Source organism: Vibrio sp. 10N.222.47.A9, from assembly GCF_963872585.1.
GTDB classification, from domain to species: domain Bacteria; phylum Pseudomonadota; class Gammaproteobacteria; order Enterobacterales; family Vibrionaceae; genus Vibrio; species Vibrio splendidus.
Window position 1 is genome coordinate 6,257 of the sequence record NZ_CAWNBB010000053.1, and the last position, 15,266, is coordinate 21,522.

At 44.8% G+C, this 15,266-nt stretch carries 12 protein-coding genes; 7 read left to right on the forward strand and 5 right to left on the reverse strand.

Translation table 11 applies throughout. The features are described 5' to 3' along the window. Nucleotides 1-206: 206 nt before the first annotated feature. The 5 genes from lpdA to ampD form a co-directional block, all read right to left on the reverse strand. Complete coding sequence (gene lpdA / locus AACT19_RS17125; RefSeq protein ID WP_004735450.1) at nt 207-1,634, reverse strand: dihydrolipoyl dehydrogenase; 1,428 nt, start codon at nt 1,632-1,634, stop codon at nt 207-209. Between the two features lie 242 nt (nt 1,635-1,876). Continuing rightward, nucleotides 1,877-3,766, reverse strand: coding sequence for a pyruvate dehydrogenase complex dihydrolipoyllysine-residue acetyltransferase (gene aceF / locus AACT19_RS17130; RefSeq protein WP_061022511.1), 1,890 nt, complete (start codon nt 3,764-3,766; stop codon nt 1,877-1,879). 26 nt (nt 3,767-3,792) lie between these two features. Further along, on the reverse strand, nt 3,793-6,456 hold the full coding sequence (gene aceE, locus AACT19_RS17135) for a pyruvate dehydrogenase (acetyl-transferring), homodimeric type (protein WP_076647675.1): 2,664 nt from the start codon (nt 6,454-6,456) through the stop codon (nt 3,793-3,795). Nucleotides 6,457-6,518: 62 nt separating this feature from the next. Further along, on the reverse strand, nt 6,519-7,280 hold the full coding sequence (gene pdhR, locus AACT19_RS17140; RefSeq protein ID WP_004735446.1) for a pyruvate dehydrogenase complex transcriptional repressor PdhR: 762 nt from the start codon (nt 7,278-7,280) through the stop codon (nt 6,519-6,521). Between the two features lie 480 nt (nt 7,281-7,760). Continuing rightward, a complete protein-coding gene (gene ampD / locus AACT19_RS17145) occupies nt 7,761-8,360 on the reverse strand; it encodes a 1,6-anhydro-N-acetylmuramyl-L-alanine amidase AmpD (RefSeq protein WP_017087406.1) in 600 nt (199 codons plus the stop codon). A gap of 83 nt (nt 8,361-8,443) precedes the next feature. Here ampD and nadC point away from each other — a divergent pair, with 83 nt between their 5' ends. From nadC to zapD, 7 genes are all read left to right on the forward strand, one after another. Further along, nucleotides 8,444-9,334 (forward strand): carboxylating nicotinate-nucleotide diphosphorylase, encoded by an 891-nt coding sequence (gene nadC, locus AACT19_RS17150; protein ID WP_061022514.1) that lies wholly within the window; start codon nt 8,444-8,446, stop codon nt 9,332-9,334. A 255-nt stretch (nt 9,335-9,589) separates the two neighbouring features. Beyond that, a complete protein-coding gene (locus AACT19_RS17155; RefSeq protein WP_076647678.1) occupies nt 9,590-10,003 on the forward strand; it encodes a pilin in 414 nt (137 codons plus the stop codon). Then, a complete protein-coding gene (gene pilB / locus AACT19_RS17160; protein ID WP_076647681.1) occupies nt 10,003-11,688 on the forward strand; it encodes a type IV-A pilus assembly ATPase PilB in 1,686 nt (561 codons plus the stop codon). Before AACT19_RS17155 ends, pilB begins: the two co-directional genes overlap by 1 nt. Nucleotides 11,689-11,702: 14 nt before the next feature. Next, nucleotides 11,703-12,932, forward strand: a complete 1,230-nt coding sequence (locus tag AACT19_RS17165; RefSeq protein ID WP_076647684.1) for a type II secretion system F family protein — start codon at nt 11,703-11,705, stop codon at nt 12,930-12,932. Nucleotides 12,933-12,999: 67 nt separating this feature from the next. After that, nucleotides 13,000-13,869 (forward strand): prepilin peptidase, encoded by an 870-nt coding sequence (locus tag AACT19_RS17170; RefSeq protein ID WP_004735439.1) that lies wholly within the window; start codon nt 13,000-13,002, stop codon nt 13,867-13,869. A 2-nt stretch (nt 13,870-13,871) separates the two neighbouring features. Then, entirely contained in the window at nt 13,872-14,486 is a 615-nt protein-coding gene (coaE, locus tag AACT19_RS17175) for a dephospho-CoA kinase (protein WP_076647687.1), read from the forward strand. Between the two features lie 26 nt (nt 14,487-14,512). Next, nucleotides 14,513-15,253 carry a cell division protein ZapD gene (gene zapD / locus AACT19_RS17180; RefSeq protein WP_017088714.1) on the forward strand — a complete coding sequence of 247 codons (741 nt, stop codon included), beginning with the start codon at nt 14,513-14,515 and terminating at the stop codon, nt 15,251-15,253. Nucleotides 15,254-15,266 lie beyond the last annotated feature (13 nt).

Sequence of the window (15,266 nt, forward strand, 5' to 3'; positions counted from 1 at the left end):
ATTCGAGATTCGAGATTCGAGTAAAAAGATTTAAGGGTTGGCCTAATCGGTCAACCCTTTTTTTGTCGTATATAATCGCTCTTCGCATCCCGAGCGCAGCGTACTCGCATCTCGGAGTGAAACGTTCCTGTTCCTTACTTCAGACATAAAAAAACCGCTGACGAATCAGCGGCTTTTAAAAACATTAGCGAGTGGCTAAAGAAGAATTACTTCTTCTTTTTTACTGCTTTTTTGTTTGGAAGGTCAGTGATTGAACCTTCGAATACTTCCGCAGCTAGACCAACAGACTCGTGTAGAGTTGGGTGAGCGTGGATAGTCAATGCGATATCTTCTGCATCACAACCCATTTCGATTGCTAGGCCGATTTCGCCAAGAAGTTCACCACCGTTAGTACCAACAACAGCACCACCGATTACGCGATGAGTATCTTTATCGAAGATCATCTTAGTCATACCGTCAGCACAGTCTGAAGCGATTGCACGACCAGAAGCAGCCCAAGGGAAAGTAGCAACTTCGTAGTTCAGGCCTTCCGCTTTCGCTTCTTTCTCAGTCTTACCTACCCAAGCAACTTCTGGCTCAGTGTACGCAATTGATGGAATTACTTTAGGATCGAAGTAGTGCTTCTTACCAGAGATAACTTCAGCAGCTACGTGACCTTCATGCACACCTTTGTGAGCAAGCATTGGTTGACCAACAACGTCACCGATCGCGTGGATGTGAGGAACGTTAGTACGCATTTGCTTATCAACATTGATGAAACCACGCTCATCAACTTCGATACCCGCTTTTTCAGCGTCGATAAGTGCACCGTTTGGAACACGACCGATAGCAACAAGAACAGCATCGTAGCGCTCAGCTTCAGCTGGTGCTTTTTTGCCTTCCATTGAAACGTAGATACCATCTTCTTTCGCTTCAACAGCAGTCACTTTAGTTTCAAGCATTAGCTTGAACTTGTTCTTGATGCGTTTAGTGAAGACTTTAACGATGTCTTTATCCGCAGCTGGGATAACTTGATCGAACATCTCAACAACTTCAACTTTAGAACCTAGAGAGTGGTAAACCGTACCCATCTCAAGACCGATGATACCACCGCCCATGATAAGCAGTTTTTCTGGTACTTCGTTTAGTTCTAGTGCATCCGTAGAATCCCAAATACGTGGGTCTTCATGTGGGATGAACGGAAGTTTGATTGGGCGAGAACCCGCTGCAATGATTGCATTATCAAAGTTAATTGTTGTCGTTTCTTCGCCAACAACTTCGATGCTGTTAGGACCAGTAAACTTACCGAAACCGTTAACAACAGTAACATTACGCATCTTAGCCATACCGCCAAGACCGCCAGTCAGTTGATCAACTACTTTGTCTTTCCAGATACGAACTTTGTTGATGTCCGTTTGTGGCTCACCGAATACAACGCCGTGCTCTGCCATCGCTTTTGCTTCTTCAATTACTTTAGATACGTGAAGAAGTGCTTTTGATGGAATACAACCAACGTTTAGACATACACCACCAAGAGTGCTGTAACGTTCAACTAGTACTGTTTCTAGACCTAAATCCGCACAACGGAATGCCGCTGAGTAGCCAGCAGGACCTGAACCAAGTACAACAACTTGGGCTTTAATTTCTTTGCTCATTGTGACCTCTTGTAGTCATTATCCCTAACAGGCTGAGTAGATGTTCTTAAAATTATTGGGCTTTCAAACAGGAAACATTTTACAGAGATGTTAACAGTGTGAAAGTAGCTTTAAGTTAGCCTGTGAGCTAGACAACAATTCCCCCGCAGTTTATGAGAAATGCCGGAAACTGTTCTCTAAAAATAGTCTTTATATAAAGAATTAAGGTGACCCGAAAGTCACCTTAATAATTACTTTCTCAATTACAGTACTAGACGACGAATGTCAGATAGTGCGCTGTTTAGGAAAGTAATGAAGCGTGCACCTTCAGCACCATCGATCACGCGGTGATCGTATGATAGAGACAGTGGAAGCTGTAGACGTGGTTGGAACTCTTTACCATTCCAAACTGGCTTAATCTCAGACTTAGATACACCTAGGATACCTACTTCTGGAGCATTTACGATTGGAGTAAATGCAGTACCGCCAATACCACCAAGGCTAGAGATTGTGAAACAACCGCCTTGCATGTCTGCTGCTGTTAGCTTACCAGAGCGTGCTTTCTTAGAAACAACCATTAGTTCTTCAGATAGCTCGTAAATACCTTTCTTGTTCACGTCTTTGAAAACAGGAACAACTAGGCCGTTTGGTGTATCAACTGCGATACCCACGTTTACGTACTTCTTAAGAATGATGCTTTCGCCATCGTCAGATAGAGACGAGTTGAATGCAGGGAATGCTTCTAACGCTTTAGCAACAGCTTTCATGATGAACACAAGTGGCGTGATCTTCATGCCAGTGTCTTTCTTCGCTTCGATTGCATTCTGTTCTTTACGGAATGCTTCTAGCTCAGTGATATCTGCGTTGTCCCACTGTGTAACGTGCGGGATCATTACCCAGTTACGGTGCAGGTTAGCGCCAGAGATCTTCTTAATCTTAGAAAGCTTCTGAACTTCAGTTTCGCCGAACTTGCTGAAGTCAACTTTTGGCCACGGTAGTAGACCAAGAGCAGAACCGTCGCCACCTTTGCCAGATGCTGCAGCACCAGACTCTAGACGCTTAAGTGCATCTTTAACGTAAGACTGAACATCTTCTTTAAGGATACGGCTCTTACGACCAGTACCTTTAACCTTAGAAAGGTTAACGCCAAATTCGCGAGCAAGACGACGAACAACTGGAGAAGCGTGCGCGTAGTCACCGTTCTCTTGGAAGTCGCCAGCTGCTGGAGCTACTGCTTCTGCTTTAGGTGCAGGTGCTGCTGCCGGAGCTGCTGCTTGTGCTGGAGCGGAAGCCGCTACTGCTACTGGAGCTGCGCCTTCAACAACGAAAGTCATGATTGAAGAGCCTGTTGACACTTTGTCGCCAGCTGCAATCTTGATTTCTTTTACTGTACCAGCGAATGGTGCAGGCACTTCCATTGAAGCTTTGTCGCCTTCAACAGTAATTAGAGATTGCTCTTCTTCTACTGTGTCGCCAACCGCTACCATGATTTCAGTAACTTCTACTTCGTCGCCACCGATATCAGGAACGTTCACTTCTTTCTCAGCAGATGCTGCTGGAGCCGCTGCAACTGGTGCCGCCGCTGGAGCAGGAGCTGCTGCAACTGGAGCGCCAGAACCTGCCACTTCAAATACCATCACTAGAGAACCAGTAGATACTGAATCACCAGAAGCGATCTTGATTTCTTTAACGATACCAGCGAATGGTGCAGGTACTTCCATTGAAGCCTTGTCACCTTCAACAGTAAGAAGAGATTGCTCTTCTTCTACTGCGTCGCCGATAGCTACCATGATTTCAGTTACTTCAACTTCATCACCGCCGATATCAGGAACGTGAACTTCTTTAAGCTCAGCTGCTGCAGGAGCAGCTGCAACTGGTGCCGCCGCTTCAACTGCTGGCGCAGCCGGTGCTGCTGCAGCACCTTCCGCTTCGAAGATCATGATAAGAGAACCAGTAGAAACAGAATCACCTTCTGAAATCTTGATTTCTTTAACGATACCCGCTTGAGACGCAGGAACTTCCATTGAAGCTTTGTCGCCTTCAACAGTGATCAGTGACTGCTCTTCTTCAACCTTGTCGCCAACGTTTACAAGAATCTCAGTTACTTCAACCTCGTCAGCACCGATGTCTGGTACATTAATTTCGATTGTCATTGTATTTACCTACCTTAATGCCAGTCTTATGCGTATTGCGGGTTAGTTTTTTCAGTGTCGATATCGAACTTAGCAATTGCTTGTGCAACTACAGACTTCTCGATATCACCACGTTTAGCCAGTTCAGTTAGAGCTGCAACTACGATGTAGCCAGCGTTAACTTCGAAGTGACGACGTAGGTTTGCACGGCTGTCAGAACGGCCGAAACCATCTGTACCAAGTACTTTGTAAGACTCAGTTGGCATGTACGCACGTACTTGCTCAGCGTAGTTCTTCATGTAGTCAGTCACTGCGATTGCAGGTTCTTTACCAAGAACAGTCGTGATGTACGGTACTTTCTCTTCAGCTTCTGGGTGAAGCATGTTGTCACGCTCTACTGCTTGGCCGTCACGAGTTAGTTCGTTGAACGACGTTACAGAGAATACGTCAGATGCTACGCCGTACTCTTCGCTTAGAATTTCAGCCGCTTTACGCGCTTCGTTCATGATAGTACCAGAGCTCATTAGTTGAACTTTGCCCTTAGCACCAGCGTGAGATTCAAGCTTGTAAATACCCTTACGAATGCCTTCTTCAGCGCCTTCTGGCATTGCTGGCATTGCGTAGTTCTCGTTCATTACTGTTAGGTAGTAGTAAACGTTCTCTTGGTTCTCACCGTACATGCGACGGATACCGTCTTGCATGATAACCGCTAGCTCGTAAGCAAACGTTGGGTCGTAAGAGATACAGTTAGGGATCGTGTTCGCTTGAATATGCGAGTGACCATCTTCGTGCTGTAGACCTTCACCATTCAGTGTTGTACGACCTGCAGTAGCACCTAGTAGGAAGCCACGAGCTTGTTGGTCGCCTGCTAACCAAGCCATGTCGCCAATACGTTGGAAACCGAACATTGAGTAGTAGATGTAGAACGGGATCATCGGTAGATCGTTTGTGCTGTATGAAGTTGCAGCAGCAACCCATGAAGCCATAGAACCTAGTTCGTTGATACCTTCTTGAAGAACTTGACCAGACGTTGCTTCTTTGTAGTAAGAAACGATGCCTTTATCTTCAGGTGTGTATTCTTGACCGTGTGGGTTGTAGATACCAACCTGACGGAATAGACCTTCCATACCGAATGTACGAGCTTCATCACAGATGATAGGAACAATGTTCTTACCAATGTTCTTATCTTTAAGAAGGATGTTTAGCGTACGTACATAAGCCATAGTTGTAGAGATATCACGCTTCTGCTCACCTAGTAGAGGTGCGAATGCGTCTAGCTCAGGAACCTTGAACTCTTGAGTAAACTTAGGAAGACGTGCAGGCGTGTAACCGTGAAGAGCGTTACGACGAGCGTGCATGTATTCGTACTCAGGCGTGCCTTCTTCTAACTTCAGGTAAGGAAGCTCTGTGATTTTCTCATCAGAAAGAATGTCTTCTAGGCCTAGGCGATCACGTAGGTGTTGAACATGAGTCATGTCCATTTTCTTAACACCGTGTGCAATGTTCTTACCTTCAGCTGCATCACCCATACCGTAACCTTTAACAGTCTTAGCTAGGATTACAGTTGGCTTACCGTTTGTCTCTTTTGCATTGTTGAATGCAGCAAACAATTTAGAAGAATCGTGACCACCACGCTTAAGAGCGAAGATTTCGTCATCAGTCATGTCTGCAACTAGTGCAGCTGTTTCTGGGTACTTACCAAAGAAGTGCTCACGTACGTATGCGCCATCTTTAGATTTGAATGTCTGGTAGTCACCATCGATAGTTTCGTTCATTAGTTGAAGAAGCTTACCAGTCGTGTCTTTAGCCAGTAGTGAATCCCAGTTGCTACCCCAGATAACTTTAACAACGTTCCAACCTGCGCCTTTAAATAGGCCTTCAAGTTCTTGGATGATGCTACCGTTACCCATTACAGGGCCGTCTAGACGCTGTAGGTTACAGTTGATTAGGAAACATAAGTTGTCTAGCTTCTCACGCGCAGCGAAAGAGATAGCACCACGTGATTCTGGCTCATCCATCTCACCGTCACCTAGGAACGCGTATACACGTTGCGCTGAAGTTTCTTTCAGGCCACGGCCGTCAAGGTACTTAAGGAAGCGCGCTTGGTAGATCGCAGAGATCGGACCAAGACCCATAGATACAGTAGGGAACTGCCAGAACTCAGGCATCAGTTTCGGGTGCGGGTAAGAAGGGATACCTTTACCATCAACTTCTTGACGGAAGTTATCTAGCTGTTCTTCAGTTAGACGACCTTCAACGAATGCACGAGAGTAGATACCTGGAGAGATGTGACCTTGGTAGTAAACTAGATCGCCACCGTCTGTCTCGTTTGGAGCACGGAAGAAGTGGTTGAAACATACTTCGTAGAACGCTGCAGCTGACTGGTAAGAAGCCATGTGACCACCAAGGTCTAGGTCTTTCTTAGAAGCACGCAATACAATCATGATTGCGTTCCAGCGAATAATCGAACGAATACGACGCTCAAGAGTTACGTCACCAGGGTAAGCTGGCTCTTGTGCTGCTGGAATTGTGTTGATGTAGTTTGTGTTGATGCCTGTAGCCATATCAACACCATCTAAACGCGCTTTATCTAGAACTTGTTCTAGTAAAAACTGTGCACGTTCTACACCTTCTTCACGTACTACTGACTCAAGAGCTTCTAACCAATCTTGAGTTTCCAGAGCATCAACGTCATGCTTCATGTCAGACATGGCGATCTATCCTTTTTGTTAGTTGGATTCTACTAAACACGTAAATAGCCGAAGTATTACGGCTATTTACCCTGTTGAATTCGACGTAAAGAACGTTCGCGGCGCGATTCTTCTTTGGTCAAATCCATCAATGTTTCTTCGATGTAAGCTAAATGAGAATGTGACATTTCACGCGCCTGTTCTGGCTGCCCTGAAACGATCGCATCTACAATGTTAGCTCGATGTATACTCACTTTCTCCACAACGTCTTTACGACGATGCAACAGCTTTAAATTTTCTAAGACATTTTGTTCGAGTAACGGAGCCAAACTACGAACAATGTGTAATAACACCACATTGTGCGCTGCCTCTGTTAAAGCAATAAGAAAAGCCATCACTGCTGCAGATTCGGCTTCAATATCACCCTTATCTTGCGCGCCGTGAATTTTTTCTTGGCATGCTTGAATTCGAGCAAAGTCTTCATCAGTGCCACGCAATGCCGCAAAGTAAGCCGAAATCCCTTCCATCGCATGACGCGATTCCAACAAGTCTAGTTGGGTTTCAGAATGGGACGACAACAAATTAAGCAAAGGATCTGAAAAGCTTTTCCAGATATTTTCGCTAACAAACGTACCTCCACCTTGACGGCGAGTAAGCAAGCGTTTTGCTTCTAAACGTTGTATCGCTTCTCGGATTGAAGGACGAGACACATCGAACTGTTTCGCTAGTTCGCGCTCAGGCGGCAACTGCTGCCCTGGAGCCAGTGTTCCTTCCACTATCAACCTTTCTAACTCTTGTTCGATAACGTCCGAGAGTTTTGGCTGACGAATCCTTTGATAAGCCATAGTTTGTTGTTCTTCTTTTTCTTCGCTGACAATTGGTAATACCAATTTTAAGTTGGGCAGAAATTAACATAATTAAAACGCCACTGTCCAGTGCAAAATTGACCTGCATCATAGAACACAGCATGAATTAACCATGATTTAACAAATGAAATTTAAAACAGCAACCAAATTGGTCTTACCATTTACAGGGGTAATACTTTTGGGGAGGTTTCGTGCTAGAAAGTTTCAGGATAAAAATGAATTGTTTCAGAAAGATTAGTGCCACTTGTTTAAAAATCAAACCAAGCGCACATTTAGGATGGAAATTCTGTTCATAAGTTTTAATAAATTAGCGTTTGATAAGCTCGTCACACTCTCGATTTATTGATGCTCTCCTCTCCACCACTTTCTTTACATAGCAACAACAAAAATTCACAAGTCATTATGCCAGGCGTTGACTATTCAACGCCTAACAGCAGCAAGGCTATCTAAAGTTGAGGCTTAGCCCTTGAGCTTTTCTTTAAATTTCTGCCAGTCGAAAACCAAGCCAGGATCGGTTTTGCGCAGCGGCGCAATATATTGGTGGCCTGTGATTCGTTCAGTGGTAATTTGAGGGAAGCTCGATACCAGTGTTTCCGTTAATTGGGTAAGCGCTTGATACTGCTGCTCGGTGTAAGCCACAAAGTCACTGCCTTCCAGTTCAATACCAATCGAGTAATCATTACACCTTTCACGGCCGGCAAAGCTGGACTGGCCAGCGTGCCAAGCTCTATCAAGGAACGAAACAAACTGCACAACCTCACCATCACGACGAATCAAGCAGTGTGCAGACACACCCATTTGGTGAATCACTTGAAAAAACGGGTGTTCTTCTGGGTCAAGTTTGCCCGTAAAAAACTGTTCGATGTAAGGCCCACCAAATTGCCCCGGAGGTAAACTAATGTTATGAACCACCAGCAGAGAGATATCGTCGACGCTAGGTCTAACATCAAAATACGGGGAAGGAACATGCCGAGCGTTGTCATACCATCCATTGAAGCTGATCGTCATCTTGGTCTCACTTTCTTTTCTGCTAGCACAATAAGATGTGACCTTACCCATAGAGCAGTCACGCTAGCCTCTTTAATTTGAAGTTAAGCAAGAGTATCATTCCATTCCCACTCCCTTTCAAGATTAGATTTGCGATGAAAAACACACATAACAGCCACCAACGCCTTGACTACTTAAAAGAGCAACTGCCTCTAGAGATCACTCGCTCAGTGGCTGAGACCATCAAAGAAGATCTAGGCGGAACGTTAGATCCAGCGGCTGATATTACGGCAAGTCTAATCCCAGCAGACGCAATCAACAGCGCTACCATCATTACCCGTGAGCACGGTGTGTTCTGTGGTAAAGCTTGGGCTGATGAAGTGTTTAAGCAATTGGGCGGTGAAGTGACTATCGAGTGGAACGTAGAAGATGGCGACAAGGTTGAACCAAACCAAACGCTTTGTAGCTTAACTGGCCCAGCACGTGCGCTATTAACCGGTGAGCGTAATGCCATGAACTTCATTCAAACACTATCTGGCTGTGCGACAACAACAGCGATCTACGCAGACAAAGTTAAGCACACAGAATGCCGCCTGTTAGACACTCGCAAAACAATTCCAGGTCTTCGCAGCGCACTAAAATACGCTGTCGCTTGTGGTGGCGGTTTCAACCACCGTATTGGCGTTTTTGATGCTTACCTAATCAAAGAAAACCACATCATCGCCTGTGGTGGTATTGAGAAAGCTATCTCGACAGCAAAAGAGCTTAACCCTGGTAAGCCTGTGGAAGTTGAAACGGAAAGCCTAGAAGAGTTAGAGCAAGCGATCAGCGCTGGCGCAGACATCATCATGCTAGATAACTTCACCACTGACATGATGCGTGAAGCGGTTAAAATCAATGCGGGCCGCGCTGCATTAGAAAACTCAGGTAATGTCACTCTAGACACTATCGCAGAGTTCGCTGAAACGGGTGTTGATTACATCTCTGTTGGTGCACTCACTAAGCATCTAAAAGCGATGGATTTATCAATGAGATTTAAAGCTTAATCTATTGAAATATAAATAACTTATTCATAAAGGCACGGTTAACTACCGTGCCTTTTTTATTGCCTAATTTATCAGTATTTCAATCACTTATTTAAGTTGGTCGCATAATTTTGCGAGCCATATGAAACACCACACTAATAAATACGAAACCACTCGCGACCACACCTGAACACCATTCCACTTCCCCATTCCGACTTCTATTCTTTCCATCAACCAGTGCTTGCGCTGAAACAAACTAAACAATGGAATAGAACAATGAATAACAAAAGTAAAAGAACAAATCAGAAAGGCTTTACGCTGATTGAATTGATGATCGTCGTGGCGATTATTGGTGTGTTGTCGGCGATAGCTGTACCTGCGTACCAAAACTATGTAACGCGTAGTGAAGCCTCTTCAGGTTTAGCTACGTTAAAAGCTCTAGTTACAACTGCAGAATTACACGTTCAAGAGGAAGGTAGTTTTCCAACAACCGCTGCACAATTAGGAACAACAGAGAATGCAAATAACTTAGGGACAACCACGCTTGCAGCAAGTGGCCTTGTTTTTACATTTGGTTCCAATAGCTCAATATCAGGAGCAACTGTAACAATGACTCGAGATGCAAGTACAGGCTGGGGATGTGAGTTATCGGCTAATGCCGGAACTTTAGACGGCTGTGCTAACCCTTAATGCTCACCAACCTCCCAACCGTTCTTCGTCAGGCAGGATTACTTAACCTGACTCAAGAACAAGCCGTTGTGGAACATGTACAAGCTTCAGGTGTTTCAACACCTGAAGCTTTGCTCGTTCTTGATTTATTCAGCGGCGATTCCTTGGCAAATAGCATAAAAACCATCTTCGGTTTGCCGTTAGTGCAACTGGCCAATACGGACTATGAGCCTTTGTGTGAACAGTTAGGGCTTCGTGAGTTGATCACCAAATATCGAGCAATCCCGATTTCAGTTTCTAACTCCACTCTCACACTCGCTTCTGCCGACCCTACGGATTTACAAGCTGAAGACGATTTCCGCTTTGCGACAGGATTACAGATTGAATTGGTTGTCGCTAATTACTCTGAATTAGAAGGCGCAATACGAAAGCTGTATGGACGTTCGATTTCCGGGCAAGACTCCAAGCGTAAAGAGATCACTCAAGATGAGCTCGCTAACCTTGTTGAGATATCTGACGACGAGATAACTTCGATTGAAGACCTTAGCCAAGATGACTCCCCTGTCAGTCGCTTTATCAATCAGATACTGGTTGATGCAGCACGTAAAGGCGCATCGGACATCCACTTCGAACCTTATGAAGAAAACTACCGCATACGTCTACGTTGCGATGGCATCCTTGTCGAAATTCAACAGCCCGCCTCTCATTTAAGTCGTCGCCTATCGGCTCGCTTGAAGATTCTCGCCAAACTTGATATCGCCGAACGTCGTTTGCCTCAAGATGGTCGTATCAAACTGCGCTTAAATGACGAACTGGCGATTGATATGCGTGTATCTACACTGCCAACATTATGGGGAGAAAAGATCGTTCTTCGTCTTTTAGACAGCAGCGCTGCCAGTCTCGATATCGATAAGCTCGGTTACAGCGAGGATCAAAAAGCACTCTACCTTAATGCATTGAAACGCCCGCAAGGAATGATCTTAATGACCGGGCCAACCGGCAGCGGTAAAACGGTTTCTCTTTATACTGGCCTTCGCGTTCTTAACACAACAGAACGCAACATCTCAACAGCCGAAGATCCTGTTGAAATTAACCTGTGTGGCATCAATCAAGTACAAGTGACGCCTAAGATCGGCTTTGGTTTCGCTGAAGCGTTGCGATCATTTTTACGACAAGATCCTGATGTGGTGATGGTCGGAGAGATCCGAGATTTAGAAACCGCCGAGATCGCTATCAAAGCCTCGCAAACAGGCCACTTAGTGCTTTCGACACTGCACACCAATTCGGCAGCAGAAACCGTGACTCGCCTCTCTCATATGGGGATAGAACCTTTTAACCTCGCTTCATCATTAAGTTTGATTATCGCCCAACGACTGGCAAGACGATTGTGCGACCACTGTAAAGCCGCTGACGACTCACCTGATATATTTCTACGCCACTCTATTCCCAATAGCCAAATCATATACAAAGCCAGTTCACAAGGATGCAATGAGTGTAATCAGGGATACTCTGGGCGAGTCGGTATTTATGAAGTCATGCCGTTTAGTGACCAGCTGAAAAGCAGCCTGATAGACAAACCGAACGCGTTAGCCATTGAAAACTTGGCACGCCGAGAAGGCATGAGAACTTTACAAGAGTCAGGGCTAGATAAACTGCTTGAAGGCACCACCAGCTATCAAGAGCTACAACGTGTTCTATACCTATAATTCACGGAGCGAAAATGAGTAGTAAAAGCAAAAAATCACAACTAAAAAACTACCATTGGAAGGGAATCAATAGTTCTGGCAAGAAAGTATCAGGGCAGAGCTTAGCACTCACCGAATTAGAAGTGCGAGAGAAGCTCAAAGAACAGCACATTCAGATTAAGAAAATCAAAAAGAAAAGCATCTCAGCAATCACTCGTTTAACTCATCGAGTCAAAGCCAAAGATATCACTATTTTGACTCGACAACTGGCTACCATGTTGGCAACTGGTGTGCCGATCGTGCAAGCCATCAAGCTAGTGTCAGACAATCACCGCAAAGCAGAAATGAAATCGATTTTATCGCACATCTGCAAAGGTGTAGAAGCCGGCACGCCAATCTCAAAAGCGATGCGAACCGCAAGCCGCCACTTTGATGACCTCTATACCGACTTGGTCGCGACAGGCGAACTCTCCGGCAACCTTGCACAAGTATTTGAACGCTTGGCGACCTATCGTGAAAAGAGTGAGCAACTAAAATCCAAGGTTATAAAGGCGCTCATCTACCCAGCAATGGTTGTAGCGGTCGCCCTTACCGTTTCCTACTTAATGCTGACCATGGTAATTCCTGAATTTGAATCGATGTTTTCTGGTTTCGGAGCAGACTTACCTTGGTTCACCCAGCAAGTGCTTTATCTTTCCCATTGGATGCAGGCTTATAGTTTCTATAGTGCCATCGGTATTGGTTTATTAATTCTGTCTTTTCAGCAGCTGCGTCAGCGATCCTACTCGATTCGACTTTCAACCAGTCGCCTTGGCTTACGCTTTCCTATCTTGGGTGCTGTCATCACCAAGGCATCGATTGCAAAGTTCAGCCGAACACTTTCAACCAGTTTCAGTTCTGGGATTCCCATCTTAACCAGCCTTAAAACCACGGCTAAAACCGCAGGCAACCTGCATTATGAATCGGTCATCATCGAGGTTCACCGTGAAACTGCCGCAGGCATGCCGATGTACATTGCAATGCGCAATACCAATGCCTTCCCAGAGATGGTTTTGCAGATGGTGATGATTGGTGAAGAGTCTGGCAATCTTGATGATATGCTCAATAAAGTCGCTTCCATTTACGAGTTCGAAGTAGACAACACCGTCGATAACCTAGGTAAGATTCTAGAGCCACTGATCATCGTATTTTTAGGCACCGTAGTTGGCGGACTTGTTGTCGCGATGTACTTACCGATCTTTAATCTTATGAGTGTGTTAGGATAGTTAAAAGCAACTAAACACCCATGAGCAGCCAACCTCTGCTCACCTTGATTAAGTGGTAAAGGACACTATGGAAGTATTTCACTACTATCCTTGGCTATTCCCCGTATTAGCTTTCATTTTTAGCCTTCTTATCGGCAGTTTCCTCAACGTAGTCATACACCGTTTACCGATAATGATGGAACGAGAGTGGCAACAAGAGTGCTCGGAGTATTTCTCTCAATATAAAATTCCAGCACCAGAGGGAAAGTTCAATCTCAGTATCCCTCGTTCTACCTGCCCGAAATGTAAAACCCAATTAAGAATCATCGACAATATTCCAGTATTAAGTTGGTTGTTCTTAAAAGGCAAGTGCCATAGCTGTGCTAACCCAATCAGCGCTCGTTACCCATTGGTCGAACTGCTTACGGCGATACTTTGTACCGTAGTCGCGAGCCACTTTGGTTTCAGTTACTACGCCATTGCTTTGATTTTTTTCACGTTTGCATTGATTACCGCAACCTTTATCGATCTCGATACTATGCTGTTGCCTGATCAAATTACCTTGCCTTTAGTTTGGTCTGGTATCGCGTTAGCTCTGTTTAATATCAGCCCTGTATCGCTTCAAGACTCAGTGATTGGCGCAATGGCAGGCTACCTAGCACTTTGGTCGGTTTATTGGCTGTTCAAGCTGTTAACAGGCAAAGAAGGCATGGGTTACGGTGATTTCAAGTTACTAGCTGCGCTTGGCGCCTGGCTTGGTTGGCAACATCTCCCAATGATCATTCTTCTATCCTCACTTGTCGGTTTAGTTTTCGGCTTGATTCAACTTCGCTTGAAACAGCAAGGCATAGATAAAGCCTTTCCCTTTGGACCTTACCTTGCGATTGCGGGTTGGGTGAGTTTGATGTGGGGCAACGACATCATGGGCTGGTATTTCACTTCTGTACTAGGAATTTAACCATGGCAATCATTATCGGATTAAGCGGTGGTATCGCCAGTGGAAAAACCACCGTTGCTAACCTCTTCAATGAGCATTTTAATATTGATATTGTCGATGCTGATATCGTTGCACGCGAAGTCGTTGCAGTGGGCAGTGACGGCTTAAAGCAGATTACCGACCATTTTGGTGAGGCTATCTTACTTGAAGATGGAGCACTCAACCGAAGTAAGCTGCGTGAGTTAATCTTCTCGGATCCCATAGAGAAACAATGGCTCAATGACCTGCTTCATCCCATGATCCGTAACAAAATTGACAGTGACCTGTCTAAAGTCACATCCCCTTATGGTTTATTAGTCGCACCGCTATTGGTTGAAAACCAAATGCAAGGTATGGCCGATCGCGTATTAATCGTTGATGTGCCAACAGAAGTGCAAATAGAGCGTACGATGAATCGTGATAATGTTTCTAGGGAACAAGTTGCATCAATTTTAAAATCACAGGCTTCAAGAGAACAACGCTTAGCAGTTGCAGATGACGTGATTAAAAACCATACTAAAAACCAAGAACTTTTGCCTCAAATCACAGATTTACATCAAAAGTATCTGGCAATCAGTACTGTAGATGGGTCAGAATAGAATAATGTTGAATGAAGGTTTGCTCGATGATCACCCACAAATTTGAACATCCTCTAAATGAGAAAACACGCATCTACTTAAGAGTTGAATCACTCTTGAGGCAGCTGCACTTGTCTTCTACATTTTCCGATGCTCAACAGTATCAACTCTTTTTCCGTTCCATCTTTGATCTGGTTGAAATCTTCGAACAGATCCAACTCAAGAGTGAACTTGCAAAAGATATTGAGAAGCAGCGTGTAACCTACAAAAGTTGGTTAGATGTTGAAGGTGTCGATCAAGAGATGCTGACTTCACTACTCAACGATATTAGTAACATCTATCGTGAACTGATGCAGGCGGAGCGTTTTGGGCAGTCACTTAAAGAAGACCGCTTCTTGAGTGCCATACGTCAACGCTTTAATTTACCAGGTGGCTCATGCTGCTTTGATTTACCCGCACTGCATTATTGGCTGCATCTTCCTCTCGATAAGAGAATGCGAGATGCCAAAGCTTGGATGGATAGCCTACAGCCTCTGTATGAAGCGCTAACACTATGGTTAAAGCTCACCAGAGAGACTGGTCACTTTAAAGAGCAAATTGCTCGCGCTGGCTTCTTCCAGAGTGATGCTGATGAAGCGAATATCCTTCGCCTTTCTATTCCAATGCAATACGGTGCTTACCCGATGATCTCCGGGCATAAAAACCGTTTTGCCGTTAAGTTCATGAGCTTTGAAACAGGACAAGCCTGTACTCAAGACATCGAATTTGAATTGGCTGTCTGCAGCTAATTAATTTCCTTTT